The 20,647-nt window shown below is 58.1% G+C and carries 23 protein-coding genes; 11 read left to right on the top strand and 12 right to left on the bottom strand.

Annotation, left to right across the window (positions count from 1 at the left end):
- The first annotated feature begins 101 nt into the window (after nucleotides 1-101).
- The 4 genes from rph to ACR1XY_RS08060 are packed head-to-tail and all read left to right on the top strand — an operon-like array spanning nucleotide 102 to nucleotide 2,927.
- Nucleotides 102-815 carry a ribonuclease PH gene (gene rph / locus ACR1XY_RS08045; protein WP_480559186.1) on the top strand — a complete coding sequence of 238 codons (714 nt, stop codon included), beginning with the start codon at nucleotides 102-104 and terminating at the stop codon, nucleotides 813-815.
- Nucleotides 812-1,426, top strand: a complete 615-nt coding sequence (rdgB, locus tag ACR1XY_RS08050) for an RdgB/HAM1 family non-canonical purine NTP pyrophosphatase (protein WP_480591957.1) — start codon at nucleotides 812-814, stop codon at nucleotides 1,424-1,426. The genes rph and rdgB overlap by 4 nt, the downstream gene beginning before the upstream one ends.
- Nucleotides 1,416-2,570, top strand: a complete 1,155-nt coding sequence (gene hemW / locus ACR1XY_RS08055; protein WP_480591960.1) for a radical SAM family heme chaperone HemW — start codon at nucleotides 1,416-1,418, stop codon at nucleotides 2,568-2,570. Before rdgB ends, hemW begins: the two co-directional genes overlap by 11 nt.
- Before the next feature lie 3 nt (nucleotides 2,571-2,573).
- Complete coding sequence (locus ACR1XY_RS08060) at nucleotides 2,574-2,927, top strand: YbaN family protein (RefSeq protein WP_480591961.1); 354 nt, start codon at nucleotides 2,574-2,576, stop codon at nucleotides 2,925-2,927.
- On the opposite strand, the gene ACR1XY_RS08065 is transcribed toward ACR1XY_RS08060, so the two are convergent.
- The 7 genes from ACR1XY_RS08065 to ACR1XY_RS08095 form a co-directional block, all read right to left on the bottom strand.
- Nucleotides 2,917-3,810, bottom strand: a complete 894-nt coding sequence (locus ACR1XY_RS08065; RefSeq protein ID WP_480591963.1) for a ParB/RepB/Spo0J family partition protein — start codon at nucleotides 3,808-3,810, stop codon at nucleotides 2,917-2,919. The genes ACR1XY_RS08060 and ACR1XY_RS08065 overlap by 11 nt on opposite strands.
- A gap of 20 nt (nucleotides 3,811-3,830) precedes the next feature.
- Entirely contained in the window at nucleotides 3,831-4,634 is an 804-nt protein-coding gene (locus tag ACR1XY_RS08070) for a ParA family protein (protein ID WP_480591965.1), read from the bottom strand.
- A complete protein-coding gene (gene rsmG / locus ACR1XY_RS08075) occupies nucleotides 4,627-5,241 on the bottom strand; it encodes a 16S rRNA (guanine(527)-N(7))-methyltransferase RsmG (protein ID WP_480591967.1) in 615 nt (204 codons plus the stop codon). The genes ACR1XY_RS08070 and rsmG overlap by 8 nt, the downstream gene beginning before the upstream one ends.
- Nucleotides 5,238-7,106: a tRNA uridine-5-carboxymethylaminomethyl(34) synthesis enzyme MnmG gene (gene mnmG / locus ACR1XY_RS08080; RefSeq protein WP_480591969.1), complete on the bottom strand. Its 1,869-nt coding sequence runs from the start codon at nucleotides 7,104-7,106 to the stop codon at nucleotides 5,238-5,240. Before mnmG ends, rsmG begins: the two co-directional genes overlap by 4 nt.
- Nucleotides 7,107-7,118: 12 nt before the next feature.
- Nucleotides 7,119-8,405 carry a tRNA uridine-5-carboxymethylaminomethyl(34) synthesis GTPase MnmE gene (mnmE, locus tag ACR1XY_RS08085; RefSeq protein WP_480591971.1) on the bottom strand — a complete coding sequence of 429 codons (1,287 nt, stop codon included), beginning with the start codon at nucleotides 8,403-8,405 and terminating at the stop codon, nucleotides 7,119-7,121.
- A gap of 30 nt (nucleotides 8,406-8,435) precedes the next feature.
- Entirely contained in the window at nucleotides 8,436-9,707 is a 1,272-nt protein-coding gene (gene rho, locus ACR1XY_RS08090; protein ID WP_480591973.1) for a transcription termination factor Rho, read from the bottom strand.
- Nucleotides 9,708-9,829: 122 nt separating this feature from the next.
- A complete protein-coding gene (locus ACR1XY_RS08095) occupies nucleotides 9,830-10,279 on the bottom strand; it encodes a CopD family protein (protein WP_480591975.1) in 450 nt (149 codons plus the stop codon).
- A gap of 404 nt (nucleotides 10,280-10,683) precedes the next feature.
- On the opposite strand from ACR1XY_RS08095, the gene ACR1XY_RS08100 reads away from it, so the two are divergent.
- The 4 genes from ACR1XY_RS08100 to dnaQ are packed head-to-tail and all read left to right on the top strand — an operon-like array spanning nucleotide 10,684 to nucleotide 13,418.
- Complete coding sequence (locus ACR1XY_RS08100; protein WP_480591977.1) at nucleotides 10,684-11,283, top strand: Maf family protein; 600 nt, start codon at nucleotides 10,684-10,686, stop codon at nucleotides 11,281-11,283.
- Nucleotides 11,280-12,113 carry a shikimate dehydrogenase gene (locus ACR1XY_RS08105; RefSeq protein WP_480591979.1) on the top strand — a complete coding sequence of 278 codons (834 nt, stop codon included), beginning with the start codon at nucleotides 11,280-11,282 and terminating at the stop codon, nucleotides 12,111-12,113. Before ACR1XY_RS08100 ends, ACR1XY_RS08105 begins: the two co-directional genes overlap by 4 nt.
- Nucleotides 12,110-12,703 (top strand): dephospho-CoA kinase, encoded by a 594-nt coding sequence (gene coaE, locus ACR1XY_RS08110; RefSeq protein ID WP_480591980.1) that lies wholly within the window; start codon nucleotides 12,110-12,112, stop codon nucleotides 12,701-12,703. The genes ACR1XY_RS08105 and coaE overlap by 4 nt, the downstream gene beginning before the upstream one ends.
- Nucleotides 12,696-13,418, top strand: coding sequence for a DNA polymerase III subunit epsilon (gene dnaQ, locus ACR1XY_RS08115; RefSeq protein ID WP_480591982.1), 723 nt, complete (start codon nucleotides 12,696-12,698; stop codon nucleotides 13,416-13,418). Before coaE ends, dnaQ begins: the two co-directional genes overlap by 8 nt.
- Before the next feature lie 27 nt (nucleotides 13,419-13,445).
- On the opposite strand, the gene secB is transcribed toward dnaQ, so the two are convergent.
- Nucleotides 13,446-13,943: a protein-export chaperone SecB gene (secB, locus tag ACR1XY_RS08120; protein WP_480591984.1), complete on the bottom strand. Its 498-nt coding sequence runs from the start codon at nucleotides 13,941-13,943 to the stop codon at nucleotides 13,446-13,448.
- 54 nt (nucleotides 13,944-13,997) lie between these two features.
- Entirely contained in the window at nucleotides 13,998-14,498 is a 501-nt protein-coding gene (locus ACR1XY_RS08125; protein ID WP_480591987.1) for an FxsA family protein, read from the bottom strand.
- Between the two features lie 107 nt (nucleotides 14,499-14,605).
- Here ACR1XY_RS08125 and ACR1XY_RS08130 point away from each other — a divergent pair, with 107 nt between their 5' ends.
- From ACR1XY_RS08130 to ACR1XY_RS08140, 3 genes are read left to right on the top strand one after another with little or no spacing between them, the layout of a single operon-like run.
- Nucleotides 14,606-15,265 carry a Tim44/TimA family putative adaptor protein gene (locus ACR1XY_RS08130; protein ID WP_480591989.1) on the top strand — a complete coding sequence of 220 codons (660 nt, stop codon included), beginning with the start codon at nucleotides 14,606-14,608 and terminating at the stop codon, nucleotides 15,263-15,265.
- Nucleotides 15,262-16,302, top strand: coding sequence for a murein transglycosylase A (mltA, locus tag ACR1XY_RS08135; protein WP_480591991.1), 1,041 nt, complete (start codon nucleotides 15,262-15,264; stop codon nucleotides 16,300-16,302). Before ACR1XY_RS08130 ends, mltA begins: the two co-directional genes overlap by 4 nt.
- On the top strand, nucleotides 16,302-16,889 hold the full coding sequence (locus ACR1XY_RS08140; RefSeq protein ID WP_480591993.1) for a Smr/MutS family protein: 588 nt from the start codon (nucleotides 16,302-16,304) through the stop codon (nucleotides 16,887-16,889). The genes mltA and ACR1XY_RS08140 overlap by 1 nt, the downstream gene beginning before the upstream one ends.
- On the opposite strand, the gene ACR1XY_RS08145 is transcribed toward ACR1XY_RS08140, so the two are convergent.
- The 3 genes from ACR1XY_RS08145 to hslU form a co-directional block, all read right to left on the bottom strand.
- On the bottom strand, nucleotides 16,868-18,103 hold the full coding sequence (locus tag ACR1XY_RS08145; protein WP_480591995.1) for an MFS transporter: 1,236 nt from the start codon (nucleotides 18,101-18,103) through the stop codon (nucleotides 16,868-16,870). The two genes, ACR1XY_RS08140 and ACR1XY_RS08145, sit on opposite strands and share 22 nt — an antisense overlap.
- A complete protein-coding gene (locus tag ACR1XY_RS08150; RefSeq protein WP_480591997.1) occupies nucleotides 18,100-19,200 on the bottom strand; it encodes an alpha/beta hydrolase in 1,101 nt (366 codons plus the stop codon). Before ACR1XY_RS08150 ends, ACR1XY_RS08145 begins: the two co-directional genes overlap by 4 nt.
- A gap of 96 nt (nucleotides 19,201-19,296) precedes the next feature.
- A complete protein-coding gene (gene hslU, locus ACR1XY_RS08155; RefSeq protein ID WP_480592000.1) occupies nucleotides 19,297-20,604 on the bottom strand; it encodes an ATP-dependent protease ATPase subunit HslU in 1,308 nt (435 codons plus the stop codon).
- Between the last annotated feature and the right edge of the window lie 43 nt (nucleotides 20,605-20,647).

The raw sequence follows: 20,647 nt of genomic DNA on the forward strand, positions 1-20,647 counted from the left end.
TGCTGGGTCGTCATTAAATCGCAGGCAAATGAAAGGTCAATCGGGGTTGCATCGTAACGCCGCGGGGCGTTATCCCCAACCCAGCAATCAAAGGATTTTTCATGCGACCCTCAGGACGAGATTTAAGCGAAATGCGCACCGTTTCAATCGAAACGGGGTTCACCAAACATGCCGAAGGTTCCTGCCTGATAAAAATGGGCGACACCCACGTGCTGTGCACCGCCACGATCGAAGATCGCGTGCCGCCCTTCATCAAAGGCTCGGGCCTAGGTTGGGTAACTGCCGAATACGGAATGCTACCCCGTGCGACCAACACCCGGATGCGGCGTGAGGCTGCAAGCGGCAAGCAGGGCGGTCGCACCGTTGAAATCCAGCGCCTGATCGGCCGCGCCCTGCGCGCCGGTGTGGATCGGGTTGCGCTGGGTGAACGCCAAATCACTGTGGACTGCGATGTGATCCAGGCCGATGGCGGCACCCGCTGCGCGTCGATCACCGGTGGTTGGGTTGCACTGCGCCTGGCCGTGAACAAGCTGATGAAGGCGGGTGACGTGATATCCGATCCGCTGGTCGATCCGGTTGCCGCAGTGTCTTGCGGTATCTATGCCGGTCAGCCGGTTCTGGATCTCGACTACCCCGAGGACAGTGAGGCAGGCGTGGACGGCAACTTCATCATGACCGGTTCCGGCAAACTGATCGAAGTGCAGATGAGCGCCGAAGGCTCGGTCTTCAGCCGCGCCCAGATGGATCAGTTGATGGATCTGGCTGAAAAAGGCGTGGCCGAACTGGCTGCTGCGCAAAAGGCCGCCACTGCATGACCCGCAAGTTCGACAGCGACAAGCTGCTGGTGGCCACGCATAACAAAGGCAAACTTGAGGAGATGGCCCATCTCCTCGAACCCTTTGGCGTGACGGTCATTGGTGCGGCAGAGATGAACCTGCCCGAACCGGAGGAAACCGAGGACACATTCGTCGGCAACGCCCGGATCAAAGCCCATGCCGCCGCCAAGGCGACCGGCCTGCCTGCCCTGTCGGACGATTCCGGGATCACTATCGATGCGCTAGGCGGCGCACCAGGTGTTTACACCGCCGATTGGGCCGAAACCGGCAACGGCCGCGATTTCCTGATGGCGATGACCCGCGCCCATGACGAGCTGGAGGCGAAGAACGCCGCCCATCCCCGCACCGCACAGTTCCGCAGCACGTTGGTTCTGGCCTGGCCAGACGGCCATGACGAGGTGTTCGAGGGTATCGCCCCCGGCCATCTGGTCTGGCCGATCCGGGGCGAAGGCGGATTTGGTTATGACCCGATGTTTGTCCCCGACGGGTACGACATTACCTTTGCCGAAATGGATCGCTGGGAAAAGAACAAGATCAGCCATCGCGGCCGCGCGGTGGAGATGTTCGTGAAAGGCTGCTTTGGCGGATGATTGGCGCAACGGGGGCTTTGGCCTGTATGTGCATTGGCCTTTTTGCGAGGCCAAATGCCCCTATTGTGACTTCAACAGCCATGTTTCCCGTAATATTGATCAAAAACAATGGCTTAGATCTTACTTAAGCGAGTTGCGCCGCTCGTCCGCTGAAACGCCTGACCGCGTCCTGAACACGATATTCTTTGGCGGCGGCACCCCGTCCCTGATGCAGCCCGACACCGTCGCCGCCGTCATCGACGAGGCTCGTGCCCTTTGGCGGCCATCCAATGACATGGAAATCACGCTCGAGGCCAATCCCGGATCAGTTGAGGCTGGTCGCTTTGCCGCCTATCGCAATGCTGGCGTGAACCGCATCTCGATGGGTGTGCAGGCCTTGAACGACGAAGACCTGCGCCGGCTGGGTCGCATTCACACCGTGGCCGAGGCCCGCGTCGCCTTTGACATCGCCCGCAATTGTTTTGACCGGGTGAGCTTTGACCTGATCTACGCCCGCCAGCATCAAACCCCGGATGCCTGGCGCGCGGAACTGACCGAGGCACTGTCGATGGCCGTCGACCACCTGTCGCTGTACCAGCTGACCATCGAGGAAGGCACAGCGTTCGGCGACCGCTACGCCATCGGAAAACTGCGCGGGTTGCCTGAGGATGACAGCGCCGCCGATATGTATCTGGCGACGCAAGAAATCTGCGAGACACACGGCCTGCCCGCCTATGAGGTGTCCAACCACGCCAGACCCGGCGCGGAATCGCTGCACAACCTGATCTATTGGCGTTATGGCGATTATGTCGGTGTCGGACCCGGGGCGCATGGGCGCATCACGCTGAACGGTCAAAAACTGGCGACGGAAACCTATTTGTCGCCTGCCGCGTGGCTGAACGCTGTTGAAAGCGGGTCCGGAGAAAAAGAGCGCACCACACTTTCACGGCAAGATCAGGCAAATGAATACCTTATGATGTGTCTACGTATCAGGGAGGGCCTAGATATTGATAGATACAATACTTTATCAGACCTACCTTTACCACAGGACAAACTGTCTGATCTGGCTGGGTTTGGCATGATCGATCAGACAAACGGACGACTAATCGCCACCAAAGACGGGCGAGCCGTGCTGAATGCGGTTATCCGGGAATTGTTAGGATAGATGATGCAATATATCTGGGCCATTCTGGGATTGATCTGCGTCGGCCTTGCGATGGTGGGCATCGTCCTGCCCCTGCTGCCAACGGTGCCATTTCTGCTTTTGGCAGCGTTCTTCTTCGCTCGGTCGTCCTCGCGTCTGCATAATTGGCTGATCACGCACCGCTCCTTCGGGCCGTTGATTGTAGACTGGCAATCTTCGGGCGCCATTCGCCCGGGCGCAAAAAAGGCGGCGACCATTTCGATCGCCGCCGTATTTGGCTTGTCTATCTTGTTGGCCTTGCCCTCCCATGTCCTGATCATCCAGGCCGTGGTGTTGGGCTGCGTAATGGTCTTTATCTGGACCCGGCCTAACGGCTGAGCTTGGCGCAAAGATCGTCCAACTGATCCAGGTTTTCATAGGTCAGCACCACCTGCCCGGTTTCGGTTCCGGCCTTGTGGTTGATCACAACCTTCATCGCCAGAATCGCGGACAGATCCTTCTCAAGCGCCCGCGTGTCTGCGTCCTTACCTGCATCCAGGTTTCTGGAGCGTGGTGCAGCCTTAACCTGATCGCCCTGCTGTTTCTTCACCAGCGCTTCTGTCGCCCGCACCGAAAGTCCGTCCCGCACCACGATTTTCGCCAACTCAGACGGGTTTTCCGCGGTAATCAGCGCCCGTGCATGGCCCGCCGACAGCTTTCCTTCGATCACCAGAGTCTGCACATCCAGCGGCAGCGACAGCAAACGCAGCAGGTTCGCGATATGACTGCGGCTTTTGCCCAGGGCTTCGGCCAGTTTTTCCTGCGTATGCCCGAACCGATCCATCAGCTGTTTGTAGCCTGCAGCCTCTTCTACGGCATTCAGATCTGCCCGTTGAATGTTCTCGATAATCGCGACTTCCAGCACCTCGGTATCGTCAAAATCACGCACGATGACCGGAATATCGTGAAGCTGTGCCATCTGAGCGGCCCGCCAGCGGCGCTCACCAGCCACGATTTCATATTGGCTACCGTTAACTTCCCGCACGATCAGCGGCTGAATGATGCCTTTTTCTTTGACCGAGGCCGCCAATTCGTTCAGCTGGTCCGGCGAAAAGGTCCGGCGCGGCTGGTTCGGGTTGGCCCGCAGCTTTTCGATCGGGACTTTCATATCCGGCCGACGGGGTTCTGACGGGACAAGACCTTGGGCTTCCTGCGTCACATCTGCCATCAGAGCGGACAATCCGCGGCCCAAACCTCGGGGTTTTGATTTCTTGACAGCCACTGAGCCCTCCTCACTGCCGCTCAGGCGGCGGCTTTCTTATTCTTATACATGACTTCGCGCGCCAGGTGCCGATACGCCATCGCCCCCAACGACCCCGAATCATACTGCAGAACCGGCAAAGCGTAAGACGGCGCCTCGCTGACCCGCACATTTCTGGGTATCTTGGTTTTAAATACCATCTCACCCAGATTGTCACGTGCATCCTTTTCAACCTGACGGGACAAGTTGTTGCGGTTATCATACATGGTTAACACAACACCTTCGATTCTGAGATCCGGATTCGCGGTTTGGCGGACTTCTCGTATCGTCAGCATCAACTGCGACAACCCCTCAAGTGCAAAGAACTCGCTTTGCAGCGGAACCAGAACGGAATGAGCCGCAACCATGGCGTTTACGGTCAGCAGGTTCAACGAAGGCGGGCAGTCGATAAGCACAAAATCAAGCTCGAACTTATCAATTGACGTCTGCCGCAGCGCGTCATGTAAAAGGTAGCTGCGCTTTTCGTTCGAAATCAGTTCGATGTCGGCCGAACTCAAGTCGACGGTTGCGGGGATTACAAACAGGCCTTCTATTTCCGTCTCTTGCACGACCGCCTCAAGCGGCGCGTCGTCAAGGATCAAATCGTAAGTCGTCCAGTCCCGGTCTTCGACACCTAGGCCGGTTGACGCGTTTCCTTGTGGATCGAGGTCGACAACCAGTACCCTGCACCCGGCTTCGGCCAAACCTGCAGCCAGATTGATAGCCGTCGTCGTCTTTCCCACCCCACCCTTCTGATTGGCAACCGCAATTATCCGGGGCCCTGAGGGACGAGACAGATCAACCACGCGATACTCCTTTGATCCTTAGAATAACAGCTTGGGGTTCAGTTAAACTTGTAATCGCCTCGCACTCGAAATTCCATTCCTCACGTGCGGCTTCCAGCTCTTTTTTCCAGCTTGCACCTTTCGGCAACAAAGCTGTACCAGTTTTTCCTAAATGCCTGTCACAAAATGACAATAATGCTTTAAGATCAGCAAGAGCCCGCGCAGAAAGAACGTCCGCTAGTATCGGTTCCACGTTTTCGATTCGCTTTGAAACGACAGTACAATTGGCGCCGCATTCTCTTGCCACGCTGCGCAGGAACGCCGATTTACGCTGATCGCTTTCCACGAATGTGAACTTGGCTTCTGGCGCTTCTTCGATGCCCATGATTGCGCAGACCATACCGGGGAACCCGCCCCCGCTGCCCAAATCCACCCAGGTTTTGAACGCATCTGCACAGCGGTAAACCTGTACGGAATCCAGAATGTGCCGCGTCCAGATGTCCTTTAAACTGTTGCGGGATACCAGATTGATCTTCGGATTCCAGCGTTGCACCAGATCTACATAGGTCTCGAGCCGCTCGAATGTTTCACGTGAAACACTCAAACCATCAAAGATTTCGTGGCTCATGCCTTGCGTACCTTTTGCCCGCGCCTCAATTTGGCCAACAGCAATGTAAGTGCTGCTGGTGTCACCCCTTCGACGCGCCCGGCCTGAGCGATATTCACCGGTCGGGCCTGTGAAAGCTTTTGTTTCATCTCGGAAGACAGACCTTCCAGCGAAGAATAGTCGAAATCCCACGGAATTTCATAAGATTCATCACGTTTCATCGCTTCGACATCTTTTTGCTGACGCGCGATGTAGTTTGCATAAAGCGCGTCACGCTCAACTTGAAGCCGGATATCTGTTTCGACATCTCCCAATTCAGGGACAAGGGGAACCAGATCATCAAACGAGACATCTGGGAACGCCAATAGCGCCATACCATCCCTGCGATTGCCGTCCTGATTGACGTTAATTCCCACGGCGCGCGCCTCTTTCGGCGTGTATGTGCGATCCGTCAACATGGATTTGGCAGAGGTGAGTTTGCCCATCTTCTCGGCAAACCGGGCTTGGCGTTCCTCTCCCACGCACCCAAGGTCTGTACCCAAAGGTGTCAGCCGCTGATCGGCATTGTCTGCTCGCAAGGACAGTCGAAACTCCGCCCGAGAAGTGAACATACGGTACGGCTCCGCCACACCACGCGTGGTCAGATCGTCAATCATTACACCGATATAGCTGTCGGCCCGGGTGAAATGAACGGGATCTCGTCCAAATACAGCCAAAGCGGCATTCAGCCCCGCGACGAGGCCTTGGGCAGCAGCTTCCTCATATCCTGTTGTACCGTTGATCTGACCCGCAAGGTATAGTCCCGGTGCTTCAGGTAAGGACAAAGAGGATGTCAGAACACGTGGGTCGACATAATCGTACTCAATTGCATAACCAGGCTGCAGGATTTTGGCATTCTCAAGCCCTTTAATTGAGTGCACATAATCTTGCTGCACATCTTGAGGCAAAGACGTTGAAATACCGTTTGGATAGATCGTGTGATCATCAACCCCTTCGGGTTCAAGGAAAATCTGATGGGAGTCCTTTTCCGCAAATCGCACAATCTTGTCTTCTATCGAAGGACAGTATCTGGGCCCCACCCCATCGATATGCCCACCGTACATAGCAGATCGAGACAGGTTCTTTTCGATGATCTCATGGGTGCGCGCGTTTGTATGCGTGATACCGCATGAAATCTGCGGTGCGACAACGGACGTGGAGAGAAAGGAAAACAGCGTGGGGTCGTCGTCTCCGTCCTGACGTTCAAGATCGGACCAGTCGATTGTCCGACCGTCCAACCGTGGCGGTGTCCCGGTTTTCAAACGACCCATCGGTAGATCAAGACTGTCCAATCGTTCTGCCAGCTTGACTGAGGGCCGATCCCCCATCCGCCCCCCTGGCCTAGAAACATCGCCGATATGGATAATGCCGCGCAGGAACGTGCCTGAAGTCAAAATAACGGCACCAGCGTGAATTTCAGTATCGTCCGCCAGCCTGATTCCGACCACCTTGTGCCCGTCCATCAGAAAGTCGACGACCTCTCCGACCACGACAGACAAAAGATTCTGTGCCTGCGTTTCCTTTTGCATGGCAGCCCGGTATAGCGCACGATCAGCCTGGGTTCGGGGGCCTTGTACTGCCGGACCTTTGCGGCGGTTCAGCAAGCGAAACTGAATACCGGCCTGATCCGCGACCCGGCCCATAACGCCATCCAGCGCATCGATTTCACGGACCAAATGGCCTTTTCCCAATCCGCCGATAGCCGGGTTACAAGACATCACACCAATATCGGAGGCGGATAGGGTGACCAGCGCAGTCTCGGCTCCCATACGTGCTGCAGCATGAGCAGCCTCAGTACCAGCGTGGCCAGCCCCAACAACGACAACATCAAACTTCGAATGTTTCACGTGAAACACTCCTTACTTACCCAGGCAGAAACTGGAGAATATCTCGTCAAGAAGGTCTTCAACCCCGATCCTGCCAACCAGTGTTTCCAAGGCACGGATCGCCGTGCGCAGTTCTTCGGCAGCGATATCATACAAGTCCGGGCCTGATTCCAGAACCGCCATCGCCGCAGCCAATGCTGACCGGGCATCAATCAGCGCAACGCGGTGCCGTTCACGGGTTGCAATACCATGTTTGGTAGACCGATCACCAAGAACGCACGATATATGGGAAATTAGCCGATCAATCCCCTGCCCCGTTTTTCCGGAGATTCCGCCATTATGATCTTTCCGAAGGTCAGATTTCGGCAACATCTGAATATCGCCGTCCAGCATTTGAACGCCAAGCTCTGAGGGGTCTTCGGTCAAAAACACCCGCAAATCAGCGGCGTCTGCGCGTTTGCGGGCCAACTCGATCCCAAGGTTTTCGACAAGATCCTCGGTTTCACGCAGCCCGGCCGTATCCAGCAGTGTCACCGGCAGGCCGGCCAAATCCATGCGAACCTCAATGACATCACGGGTTGTACCAGCATATTCCGAGGTGATTGCGGCCTCTCGCCCGGCCAGGGTATTCAGCAAGGTCGACTTGCCCGCGTTTGGCAGGCCAACAATCGCAACCTCAAAACCGGTCCGGATGCGTTCGGCAATTTTCACGCCCTCCGCTTCACGCTGCAGGTCCTGCATGACACCGGTCACCAACATACGCACTTCGGGTGTGACATCCGTCGGCACCTCTTCGTCGGCAAAATCAATGACGGCTTCCAACAACGAAGCCGCCCGGATCAAATCACGACGCCAGCGCTCAGCCAATCCGCCCAATTCCCCGCCCAGAATGGTCTGCGCTTGCTTGCGTTGCGCCTCGGTTTCGGCGTCAATCAGGTCGGCAAGCCCTTCGACCTGGGTTAGGTCCATCTTGCCGTTTTCCAGCGCCCGGCGCGTGAACTCACCGGGTTCTGCCAATCGCAACCCGTCCGTATCCGACAGGCACCGCATCACGGCATTAACCGAGGCGGTGCTGCCGTGAATTTGCAGCTCGGCCACATCTTCACCGGTGAAACTGGCCGGCCCCTGAAAGGTCAGGACCAACCCATCGTCCAAACGCGAGCCATCAGCCGCATGCAAGGACCGAACCCGCATACCACGGAGTGGCAGCGGGCCGCCGGTCAGGCCAGCCGCAGCGGAATGCGCCAAAGGGCCTGAGAGGCGGATGACCGCCACCCCTGCTTTGCCTTGTGCGCTGGCCAAGGCGAATATCGTATCCATTCGAAGGCCTCGCGTCAGTTAAGACCTGTGTCAGGTGTTCATCGAATCGAAGAACTCGCCGTTTGTCTTGGTCTGTTTCAACTTCGACAACAGGAACTCGATCGCATCGGTAGTGCCCATCGGGTTGAGGATGCGGCGCAGGACGAAGGTCTTGGCCAGATCGCCCTTATCGACCAGCAGATCCTCTTTGCGGGTGCCGGACTTGAGGATGTCGATGGCCGGGAACACGCGCTTGTCTGCGATCTTGCGATCCAGAACGATTTCCGAGTTACCGGTGCCTTTGAATTCTTCAAAGATAACCTCATCCATACGGCTGCCGGTATCGATTAGCGCGGTGGCGATGATGGTCAGCGAACCGCCCTCTTCGATGTTCCGCGCCGCACCAAAGAACCGCTTGGGCCGTTGCAGGGCGTTTGCATCCACACCACCGGTCAGAACTTTACCCGAGGACGGTACCACTGTGTTAAAGGCCCTACCAAGTCTTGTGATCGAATCGAGAAGAATAACAACATCTCGTTTATGTTCGACCAAACGCTTGGCTTTTTCGATCACCATCTCAGACACGGCCACGTGACGCGTTGCCGGCTCGTCGAAGGTCGAAGATACAACTTCACCCTTCACCGAACGCTGCATGTCGGTCACCTCTTCCGGGCGTTCGTCGATCAAAAGGACGATCAGGTAGCACTCTGGGTGGTTCTGTTCGATCGAATGCGCGATGTTCTGCAGGATCACCGTCTTACCGGTCCGCGGCGGCGCCACGATCAGAGACCGCTGTCCTTTACCGATAGGCGAGACCAGATCGATCACCCGGGCCGACTTGTCCTTGATGGTGGGATCTTCGATCTCCATCTTCAGACGTTCGTCCGGATACAAAGGCGTCAAGTTGTCGAACAGGATCTTATGCTTGGCTTTTTCAGGTTCTTCAAAGTTGATCTTGGTGACCTTGATCAGTGCAAAGTACCGCTCGTTTTCATCCGGTGCTTTGATATCGCCTTCGACCGTATCGCCGGTCCGCAGCGAGTGCTGGCGGATCATGTCGGGTGAGACATAGATGTCATCCGGACCCGGCAGGTAGTTCGCCTCGGGCGAGCGCAGGAAGCCGAACCCGTCCTGCAGGACCTCAAGGACACCGTCGCCGCCGACGGTCCAGCCTTCATCCGCGCGTTCGCGCAGGATCTGGAACATCATCTCGCCTTTTCGCATTGTCGAGGCGTTTTCGATTTCCAGCTCTTCGGCCATCGCCAGAAGGTCTTTGGGGCTTTTGGCCTTCAGGTCGGCCAGATTCAGGGCATCAGTTGTCATGATATATACCTTCACCGCTGACAGCGCGGCACGAAGTGGAATTTCAGTACGGAAGATACGCCGCCCGGACGGGCGAGTTGATCCCTACATAAGCGCGGCAGCCGTCGGAGTCAAACAGGCCCTCAGAACTTCAGAATGACCGCCAGAACGATGGCAACCATCAGAATGGTCGGAACCTCGTTCATCATGCGGTACTGCCGCCCAGTGAGCTTGTTTCGGCCTTCCACGAAGTCCTTGCGCCGCGCCATCAGCCAATGATGGAACCAGGTCATCCCAATCACCGCCGCGCCTTTGACCCAGGGCCAGGACCAGTCCCAGCCGACAATGCCCGGTGTCAAGACCATGATCAGCCCGCAGATCCACGCCACGTACATTGCAGGACGCATGATCACGCGCAGCAGCTTGTCTTCCATTTCAAAGAAAATGGTTTCAGCCCCATCGACTGCCTGTGCCTTTTCTACGTGATAGACGAACAGTCTTGGCAGATAGAACAGGCCTGCCATCCACGAGATCACGGCCATGATGTGTAAAGACTTCACCCACGGGTAAATCGTGAAAAGAAGATCGGTCATTCTGGCTCCGGGCGTTGCTCGGAACTCTCCCTATTAAAAAAATAAGAAAAGAAAAAGGATGATGGTTTTGTAGGGTGAACAAAATCCGTGGATTACTTTTTTAAACATGTGTTTTCCCCAGGTGGAAAATTATCCGGTACAGGGGAGTGATTCTGTGAGTTACAACAATAATCGTTTAATTACAGTCATATACCATGTATTTTCTGCAATCTGTCTGGGGATAAATCGCGGGGTATCTGTGGAGTTTCCGCTTATCCCCCCTGTTCGACTTATCCTTGTCCCGGATGGACTGCGTTCGAGCGACTCAGGGAAGTTTTGCGCGAAATTCCCGGGGTTGCGTGTCAATCGGAAAACCATACAAACCGTTCAAGAACGCTCAACGATTTGCACACGGGGTTGTCCACATGTCTGTCCCCATCATCCTGGCCTCGGGGTCATCCATTCGCGCGCAGTTGCTGGAAAACGCAGGCGTGCCGTTTTCTGTTCAGGTCGCGCGCGTGGACGAAGAGTCCATGAAACGCGCGCTGCTGGCCGAAGGTGCCCCGCCCCGCGATATCGCCGACGCTCTGGCTGAGATGAAGGCGCGCAGGGTCAGTGACAAGACCACCGGGGCGATGGTTCTGGGCTGTGATCAGGTGCTGGATTTCGACGGGCAGTTGCTGTCGAAACCCGAAACGCCCGAGGATGCGCTGGCACAGCTCAAGGCAATGCGGGGCAAGCGGCACCTGCTGTTGTCGGCTGCGGTGATCTATCAGGATGGCGAGCCGATCTGGCGCCACGTCGGCCAAGTGCGCCTGCGGATGCGGATGAGCTCGGACGCTTATCTGCGCGACTATATAGAACGCAACTGGGACAGCATTCGCCACGCGGTCGGCGCTTATAAGCTGGAAGAGGAAGGCGTCCGCCTGTTCGCCACCATTGACGGCGACTATTTTAATGTCTTGGGTATGCCCCTGTTGGAACTGCTCAATTTTCTGGCCGCCAAAGGGGTGATCGATCAATGACGCATAACCGTATTCCGTTGGCCGGCGTGATCGGGCACCCGATTGCGCATTCCAAATCGCCGAAACTGCATGGCCACTGGCTGAAGAAATACGGACTGGATGGGCATTACGTCCCGATGGACGTAGCCCCCGAAGATTTTGAGACCGTTCTGCGGTCCCTGCCCAAGGCTGGGTTCGTCGGCACCAATGTGACGGTCCCCCATAAAGAGGCCGCGCTGCGCGTTGCCGATCACGTATCCGAGCGGGCCTCGGTCATCGGTGCGGCGAATACGCTGGTGTTTCATGAGGACGGCACGATCCACGCGGACAACACCGACGGCTACGGGTTCCTGGAGAACCTGCGCAGCGGCGCGCCGGATTGGACGCCCTCGGATGGCCCGGCCGTGGTGTTTGGCGCAGGCGGCGCGGCGCGGGCGGTGATACAGAGCCTGCTGGACGCGGACGTGCCTCAGATCTTGCTGACCAATCGCACCCGCGCCCGTGCAGACCAGTTGCAGAAGGAATTCGGCGACCGCGTTACCGTGGTCGATTGGCTGCAGGCTGGGAATGTCATCGAAAATGCGGAGCTGGTGGTCAACACGACCTCATTGGGTATGCAGGGGCAGCCCGAGTTGCGGGTGCCGCTGGATGGACTGCAACCCGGTGCCGTTGTGACCGATCTGGTCTACGCCCCGCTGAAAACCCATCTGCTGCAAGTGGCAGAAGAGGCCGGCTGTACCACTGTCGACGGGTTGGGCATGCTGCTGCATCAGGCGGTTCCCGGGTTCGAACGCTGGTTCGGTACCCGCCCCGAGGTGACAGATGACCTGCGCGCGGCGGTTTTGGGATGAGTTTCGCGCTTGGCCTGACGGGCTCGATCGGAATGGGCAAAAGCACGACGGCGCAGATGTTCGTCGCCGAAGGCTGCGCGCTGTGGGATGCAGATGCGGCCGTACATAGACTCTATACAAGGGGCGGAGCCGCTGTTGAGCCCATGCGGGCGGCCTTTCCCGGTGCCATTGTCGAGGAAGCGGTCAGCCGAGAGGCGCTGAAACAGATCATCGCGCGGGACTCGTCTGCGCTGAAACAGATCGAAGCCATCGTGCATCCGTTGGTGGCCGCTGATCGCGCTGCTTTCCGGGAACAGACCAAGGCCGATATTCTGGTGTTCGACATTCCGCTGCTGTTCGAAACAGGCGGAGATGTGGCGATGAATGCGGTTGCCTGTGTCTCGATTCCGGCCGACGAGCAAAAGCGCCGGGTGATGGAGCGTGGCACCATGACCGAGGCGCAGTTCGAGCAGATCCGCGCCAAGCAGATGCCGAATGAGGAAAAATGCGCGCGGTCGGATTTTGTGATCGTGACGGATACGCTGGACCACGCCCGCGCGCAGGTGCAGGATGTAATCAGGCAGATACGCGCGGGGCTGGCAGATGCGTGAGATTGTACTCGATACCGAAACCACAGGGTTCGACCCCGAAAGCGGCGACCGGATTGTCGAGATCGGTGCGGTCGAGTTGTGGAACCACGTGGCCACGGGCGAGACCTATCACGTCTACATCAACCCCGAACGGTCGATGCCTGAAGAGGCCTTTGGCGTACATGGGATCGGGCCGGACCTGCTGGAAAGCCCACGCCCGCCAGAAAAGGGTGAGGTCACGCTGAAGGACAAGCCGGTCTTTGCCAGGGTGGGTCAGGGTTTTCTTGATTTTATCCAGGATTCCAGGCTGGTGATCCACAACGCATCCTTCGATATGAAATTCCTGAACGCGGAACTCAGATGGATGGGGTTGCCGCAGATTCCGATGGATCAGGCGCTGGATACGCTGGCTATTGCGCGCAAACGCTTTCCGGGCTCGCCGGCCTCGCTGGATGCATTGTGCCGGCGGTTCAACATCGACAATACAAACCGCGTGCTGCACGGAGCGTTGCTCGACTCGGAGATTCTGGCCGAGGTCTATCTTGAACTGATCGGGGGACGGCAGCCGGATTTCGGTCTTTCTACCTCAGCGTCTTCGGGCGCAGGTGGACAGGACGACTGGCGTCCAATGGCGCGCCCGACCCCTTTGGCGTCAAAAATAACCGACGAAGAACGTGTGGCGCACGAGGCATTTGTGGAGAAGCTGGGCGGAAACGCCCTGTGGACCCGCGCCTGAGACACATCCCGGCGCGGGTCAGGCCAATCAGGCTTCGGTTTTCTGAGCTTCGGCCTGGCGGCGCATCAATTCATTGCGATACAGCGTGACGAAATCGATAGTGTCCAGGTTCACCGGCGGATAGCCACCGTCGCGGGTGATGTCGCTTACGATGCGGCGCAGGAACGGGAACAGCATCCGCGGGCATTCGATCATCAGGAAGGGATGCAGCTGATCATCGGCCACACCTTCGATGTGGAACAGGCCGCAATAGTCGATCTCGCACAGGAACAAAACGTCCTCCATGCCTTTGGCTTTCGACTTGAGGTTCAGCTTGATCGCCACTTCGTACTGATGCTCGACCGAGCGCTTTTTCGCATCCAGATTCACCTGAACCGCGATCTCGGGCTGAACGTCACCGGACACGCCTTTTTGCGCCATCACGTTTTCAAAAGACAGGTCGCGAATGAATTGTCCCAGAACGCGCATCTGAATTTGCGGGGCGGTCTGTGCCGCGTTGTTTTCTGCAGGGCTTTCGTCAGCCATGGATCTACTCCGAAAATGAAATTCGCCACTGCTTAGCAAGTTGGGCGCGGCACCTCAATGCTGGTGGGGGCCTTCGACCCATTTGGACGGCTTAGATGGGTCCTGACGTGGCCGGACCTCGGTAAATTCGCCGTCGATCACGTCATCCTGATCAAATGGCTGTGGACCGGACCGAAACTGTGCACCGGTGCCCATCTGGAACTGGGTGATTTGCACTTTCGACTTGAGATAGCGGAAAACGGCCACCCGAACGCTGGGGATCAGCAGCGCAAACCCGACCGCATCGGTGAAAAACCCTGGCGTCAGCAGCAAAACGCCCGACAGCAGTATCATTGCACCATGGGCCAAAGGTTCGGTCGGGTCGTCCAGTTCGGCAAAGGATCGCTGCAGATTGGCCAGTGCCATGCGACCTTGTGTCCTGACCAAGGCGGTGCCCAGAACGGCCGTCAGAATCACGATCGCAAGCGTTGGCCACAGGCCGATCAGACCGCCAACCTGAATGAACAGGGCGATCTCGATGATCGGGACCAATAAAAATGCCAAGAACAGATACATTTGCGTTATCCTTTACCAGAGGTCGGGCAGTGGACTTGCCACGAACTGTCACCTACATAGTGGCATGAGGCCGTGTATACAAAGTCGCGGTCTGAAAAGAGGATGAAATGAACGAACCGATGATCCAGTTGCTGGTCCTGGCCGGAATTGCCGTTTTCCTGATCCTGCGTCTGAAAAGCGTGCTGGGCACGCGTGAAGGTTTTGAAAAACCTCCCGTTCAGCAGCAGCCCGATACACAGAACGCCCGTCGCGGGTTCGAGGTGATCGAAGGTGGCCCGGATCACGACATCACTGACCATGTTGCCGAAGACAGCGAGCAGGCACAAACCCTGACTGCGATGAAGCGGATTGAGCCCAGCTTCTCGGTCAGTGAATTTGTGCAAGGCGCGCGCGGCGCTTATGAAATGATCGTTATGGGGTTCGAAAAAGGAAACCTGGACGAAATCCAGCCTTTCCTGTCCGAAGAGGTGTTTGACACCTTCGTTTCCGTCGTTGCAGCCCGCGAAGATCAGGGGCTGACCATCGAAGCCGAATTCATCGGCGTCCGTGAAACCACGCTGGCTGATGCGAGGTTCGACAAGGATACCAATCAGGCCGAGATCACCATGAAATTCGTAGGTGAACTGACCTCGGTCGTGCGGGATCGCGGCGGTGATATCATCGAAGGCAGCCCGAACACCGTCAAACGCCAAAAGGACAGCTGGACCTTTGCCCGTGTCATGGGCTCGGACGATCCGAACTGGCTGCTTGTCGCCACGGACGCATGATTGCTGCACTCCGGTCGCTCTTACTGGTGGGCGTGATGACCACCGCAAGCGCCGCCGGAGCCGAGGCGACGCGCTCGATCCTGTCGTTTGACGATCTTGAAGGCTGGGCCGCTGATGATCACGGGGCGGCCCTTTCTGTTTTTCTGAACACATGTGGCGATCTGGATGACCCGGACTGGCGCGCGTTGTGTGGCGTGGCGAAGACCTATGAGGCCGACGCCGCGCGGTCGTTCTTTGAGCTGTTCTTCCGCCCGGTTTTGGTCGAAGACGGCAATGATGCGCTGTTCACCGGGTATTTTGAACCCGAATTGGACGGGTCCCGCAGTCGGACAGATCGATTTAAATACCCGGTCTATAAGATGCCGCCTGAGGCGCGGGCCGAAGGACCTTGGCTCAGCCGCCGGGAAATCCTGACCGGCGATGCAATGACCGGCCGGGGGCTTGAGATTGCCTGGGTCGATGACCCGGTCGAGCTCTTCTTTTTGCAGATTCAGGGCTCGGGCCGTATTCGCTTGGCCGACGGCGGGGCCTTGCGGGTGGGGTATGGCGGTGCCAACGGGCACCCCTATCGTTCCGTCGGAGTTGAACTGATCCGGCAGGGCGCATTGGGGGCACATCAGGTCAGTGCCCAGATGATCAAGGCCTGGGTGCGCAAAAACCCCGAGGCCGGGGCGGAACTGCTTTTTCACAACCCCTCTTACGTGTTTTTTCGCGAGGTGACCCGTGTTGCGCCCGAATTTGGGCCGCTGGGTGCGATGAACCGATCCGTCACCACCATGCGCAGCATCGCCGCCGATCCGGCCTATACGCCGCTGGGGGCTCCGGTCTGGGTGGAAAAGGACGGGAAAGAGCCCATGCGCCGACTGATGATCGCGCAAGACACAGGTGCGGCCATCAAGGGGGCGCAGCGGGCGGATATCTTCTATGGCACCGGGGATGAGGCCGGACAGGCCGCCGGACGTTTGAAGGATCCGGGTCGGATGGTCCTGCTGGTGCCGATCCAGCGTGCCTATGCCCTGATCCCGGATGAGTTCTGATGCCCCGCCGCAAATTGACCTCTGAAGAGATCGAGCTGTGGCGCAAGGTCACCAAACAGGCCGAACGCCTGCACCCCGAACTGCCGCAATCAGTGCATCCGACCTCTCTGCCCAAGCCCAAACCGACCAAAGCACCGAAATTCCGGCTGGAGGGGTTTGAGATCGGCCAGAATGCGCAGGTAAAGCCGGTGCGGAATGCGTTGAAACCCTCGGTCACTGACAACCTGCGGGCCAGCCCGGTGCAGATGGACATCAAGGCCTATGGGCGGATGAAACGCGGCAAGCTCAAGCCCGAAGGAAAGCTGGACCTGCACGGGATGCGGGTTGACACCGCGCATCCGGCGCTGATCCGATTTGTCCTGACATCGCAGGCGCAGGGCAAGCGGCTGGTTCTGGTCGTGACCGGCAAGGGCAAGGACCGGGATGAGCCCGGCCCGATCCCCACCCCGCGCGGAGTGCTGCGAAATAACGTGCCACACTGGCTGTCGATCCCGCCTCTGGCGCAATCAGTACTGCAGGTGACGCCCGCGCATATCAGCCATGGTGGCGACGGGGCCTATTACGTCTATCTGCGGCGCACCCGATAGAACTCGGCCCGGGCACGGCGGATACCGGTCCAGGCCAACGCGCAGACCAGAACAAAGAAAACGGCAATCCACAGGAACTGAGCGCCCAGCGAAACGCCCCGGTCAATCAGCACCCCGGTCAGCGCCGGGCCGATGGCTGATCCCAACACCATAACCGCCGTTGCCAGCGCCTTGATCGCGCCTATGTGCCGTGTGCCGTAGAACTCGGCCCAAAAGGCGCTGGGCAAGGTGTTGTTCGCGCCGACGGTCAGGGCCAGAAAGATTAGCCCGATCAGTGCACCGCTGATTGTGTCGACTGCCGAGAGGATGGCAAAGCCGACAGCCATGGGCAGTTGGTAGAACGGCATGATCCGTGCGGTGCCCCATTTATCCAGCGCCCAGCCCGCCGCAAACATCGACAGGATCGAAACGCCGGTGAATACCGGGAACAAAGCGACCAGTTGGATATGCGGCCAGTCCTTGACCGCGGCCAGATGGACCTGATGAAAGAAGAAGGCCGTGATGAAGGCCGATGGCCCCAGGATCGCGGGTGCCATGAACCAGAACAGCGGATGGAGCAGCGCCGCGCGCCGGGTCCAGTGCCGATCCTGCATTCCGGTGGCGGTCTGATCGCCGGAGAGGCTCTGCGGGGTGCGTTCCTGCCGCAGCAAACCAATCAGAACCGGGATGCTCAGGATCGCCACTCCCGCGGCAATCACCCACAACCAGCGCCAGTCCAGAAAAGCCATCGCGGCCACAAAGATCAGTGGCAGCAGGGATTCCCCGATCGCGTAACCCAATGAGGCGATGGACAGCGCCTTGCCCCGGGTCGCGGTGAACCAACGCGCCATGGCGACCTGCGCCAGATGAATGCTCATCCCCTGACCGAACAGGCGCAGCAGAAAGATCACGATCGGCAGCAGCAACAATGCGCTGTTTGTCGCCATCACCAACGCCGCAAGCGCCAAACCGGCCAAAACCACCGGCCCAAAGATCCGCACGCGGAAGATGTCGGTCAGCCCCCCTGCCCAGATCATAACGATGGCCGACACGGTGGTGCCTAGCGAATAGATCGCCCCCCATGAACCATGGCTCAGGCCGAATTCAGCACGGATCTGCCCCGAGAAGATCGAGATGAAAAAGGTCTGCCCAAAGCTGGACAAAAAGGTCAGAAGGACACCCGCGCTCAGCCAGTTCGCATTTTCGATCAGATACCGACGCAGGCTGAACGTCACGGAGTGGTCACCTCGGCCTCGCCGGTTTCTGTCAGGACGATCTCGGTCGCACCATCGGGGTTGCGTTGGTTGCGCGGTACCAGAACGTCGATTCCGGGTCGTTCATCGGGTCCGAAGGTATTGCTGACCCGTCGGACCGAGCTGAGGATTGCTAGCAGTGCGGGAGAGGTCGCTGCCACGAAATGTGAAGACTGTGCATCACTGTTGAAGGCCGTGGTGTCGATCACGTTGATCGGAAACTCTGCCAGTTCGCCGATCGAGCTGATATTGCCCAACCTTTCCCCTTCCGCAGTTCCACGCAGACGGGCCGAGATGTTCAGGATTTTGTCTTTCTGCGACACCATAACAATAAAGGGGTCGGGCGGTGTGTCGATCCGCTCCATCTGCGAGCGGAACAGGTCCACGTCCAGGTCAGGCGAGATCAGAATAACCCCTTCGAGGTTCCTGTTGGCCCAGCCGGGTTCCTGCAATTCGGTTTGCCGCATCATTTCCATCGACAGTGCGCTGCCCATCGAATGCGCCACCAGAACGACACGCTTGACGCCCATGGATTTCAGTTCGCGGATGGTCTGCTCTAACCCGTCGCGGGCGAACAGCATACTGTCCAGGTCGTAGGCATAACCGTACCCTGTCGCGCGGCTGGGCCAGGAATAGACTAGGATTGAACCGGGCAAACCGATGTCATGAGTCAGCTGCGCCGCACGGAAGATAGTTTCCGTCTGAGTCGAGTTATAGCCGTGCACAAAGATCGTGACGTCGTCCTGGCCACGCAGGTGCTCTCGTAAACCCTGAGGACCGTCCAATTCTGTTATGTCAGCCAGAACGAATTCTTTCTGCGGGTTCGGATTCGCGTAGGAAAACTTAAGCGTTCCTGGCGTGTGGTTTGGCGGGATCGAAACCTTGGTTTCCAGAAACTGTAAAGTTTCACCGCGACGGAAGCCGTAAGACCCGTCCGGCTCGCGGGCGCGCGTTGTGCTGGCAAACACGGTTTGAGGCGTGCCAATGGTCAGGGCCGAGGGCACGGTCTCCGTAATCGTCCGGTCGACGCAGGCGGTCAAAGACACGGAGGCAATCAGAACAATAAAATAGCGCAGCACGGAAAACCCTCAGAGCATTTTGCGCTAAGCTATCGATTTCTGACCCCACGTCCAGCGACATGGGGCAAGGGGAACGGCAAAAACCAGCTGGCCGTGTTACAGAACGTAACGGCTGAGGTCGGTGGACTTGGTCAGCTCACCCAGATTGTCGTCCACGAACTGCGCGTCCACTGTGATCTCGGCGCCAGCCTGATCGGGGGCGGTAAAGGACAGCTCCTCGAACACCCGCTCCATCACCGTGTAAAGCCGCCGCGCACCGATGTTCTCGATGGTCTGGTTCACATTCGCGGCGATGCGGGCCAGTGCCGCGATGCCGTCTTCGGTAAAGCTGACGGTGACTTCTTCGGTACGCATCAAAGCGGTGTACTGGAGGGTCAGGGCGTTGTCGGTCTCAGTCAGGATGCGCACGAAGTCCTCTTCGGTCAGCGCGCGCAGTTCCACGCGGATCGGCAGCCGACCCTGTAGTTCCGGCAGCAGGTCCGAGGGTTTGGCGATGTGGAACGCCCCAGATGCGATGAACAGGATATGGTCGGTTTTCACCGGCCCGTGTTTGGTGGATACGGTGGTGCCCTCGATCAGAGGCAACAGATCGCGCTGAACGCCTTCGCGGCTGACATCGCCGCCGCGCGCGTCGGACCGGGCGCAGACCTTGTCGATCTCGTCCAGGAACACGATGCCGTTCTGTTCGACCGACTCCAACGCCACACGGTTGACGGTTTCGTCGTCCAGCAGCTTGTCGGCCTCTTCCCCGATCAGGGCGTCATAGCTTTCGGCGACGGTCATACGCTTCTTGACGGTACGCCCACCAAAGGCTTTGCCAAAGATATCGCCCAGATTCATCATGCCCATCTGGCTGCCGGGCTGGCCGGGCACGTCAAACATCGGCATCGGGTTTGAGGTGTCGGACAGCTCCAGCTCAATCACCGTGTCGTCCAGCTCACCGGCTTTCAGTTTTTTGCGGAACATCTCGCGGGTGCCCTCGCGGGCGTCTTCACCGGCGATGGCCGCGATCACGCGGTCTTCTGCCGCCTGATAGGCCTTGGCCTTCACGTCCTCGCGCATGTATTCTCGGGTCTGGATGATGGCGGCATCGGCCAGATCGCGGACGATCTGTTCCACGTCACGGCCAACATATCCGACCTCGGTGAACTTGGTGGCCTCGACCTTTATGAACGGCGCGCGGGCCAGTTTGGCCAGACGGCGGCTGATCTCGGTTTTACCTACACCAGTGGGGCCGATCATCAGGATGTTCTTGGGATAGACCTCGTCTCGGATGTCGTCGTCCAGCTGCTTGCGCCGCCAGCGATTGCGCAGGGCCACGGCCACGGCACGCTTGGCATCCTTCTGACCGATAATGAAACGGTCCAGTTCCGAGACAATCTCGCGCGGGGTGAGGTCGGTCAAAGCGCATCCTTTCGGTCGGCATAGCAAAACTTGGGCTTAGGTA

It is taken from the genome of Ruegeria sp. AD11(2025) (assembly GCF_056542405.1).

Excerpts from the sequence above, each read along its gene's own strand:
- rph (WP_480559186.1), top strand. The coding sequence starts at position 102 with ATGCGACCCTCAGGACGAGATTTAAGCGAAATGCGCACCGTTTCAATC.
- rdgB (WP_480591957.1), top strand. The coding sequence starts at position 812 with ATGACCCGCAAGTTCGACAGCGACAAGCTGCTGGTGGCCACGCATAAC.
- ACR1XY_RS08060 (WP_480591961.1), top strand. The coding sequence starts at position 2,574 with ATGCAATATATCTGGGCCATTCTGGGATTGATCTGCGTCGGCCTTGCG.
- rsmG (WP_480591967.1), bottom strand. The coding sequence starts at position 5,241 with ATGAGCCACGAAATCTTTGATGGTTTGAGTGTTTCACGTGAAACATTC.
- mnmE (WP_480591971.1), bottom strand. The coding sequence starts at position 8,405 with ATGGATACGATATTCGCCTTGGCCAGCGCACAAGGCAAAGCAGGGGTG.
- rho (WP_480591973.1), bottom strand. The coding sequence starts at position 9,707 with ATGACAACTGATGCCCTGAATCTGGCCGACCTGAAGGCCAAAAGCCCC.
- ACR1XY_RS08095 (WP_480591975.1), bottom strand. The coding sequence starts at position 10,279 with ATGACCGATCTTCTTTTCACGATTTACCCGTGGGTGAAGTCTTTACAC.
- ACR1XY_RS08100 (WP_480591977.1), top strand. The coding sequence starts at position 10,684 with ATGTCTGTCCCCATCATCCTGGCCTCGGGGTCATCCATTCGCGCGCAG.
- ACR1XY_RS08105 (WP_480591979.1), top strand. The coding sequence starts at position 11,280 with ATGACGCATAACCGTATTCCGTTGGCCGGCGTGATCGGGCACCCGATT.
- coaE (WP_480591980.1), top strand. The coding sequence starts at position 12,110 with ATGAGTTTCGCGCTTGGCCTGACGGGCTCGATCGGAATGGGCAAAAGC.
- dnaQ (WP_480591982.1), top strand. The coding sequence starts at position 12,696 with ATGCGTGAGATTGTACTCGATACCGAAACCACAGGGTTCGACCCCGAA.
- secB (WP_480591984.1), bottom strand. The coding sequence starts at position 13,943 with ATGGCTGACGAAAGCCCTGCAGAAAACAACGCGGCACAGACCGCCCCG.
- ACR1XY_RS08125 (WP_480591987.1), bottom strand. The coding sequence starts at position 14,498 with ATGTATCTGTTCTTGGCATTTTTATTGGTCCCGATCATCGAGATCGCC.
- ACR1XY_RS08130 (WP_480591989.1), top strand. The coding sequence starts at position 14,606 with ATGAACGAACCGATGATCCAGTTGCTGGTCCTGGCCGGAATTGCCGTT.
- mltA (WP_480591991.1), top strand. The coding sequence starts at position 15,262 with ATGATTGCTGCACTCCGGTCGCTCTTACTGGTGGGCGTGATGACCACC.
- ACR1XY_RS08140 (WP_480591993.1), top strand. The coding sequence starts at position 16,302 with ATGCCCCGCCGCAAATTGACCTCTGAAGAGATCGAGCTGTGGCGCAAG.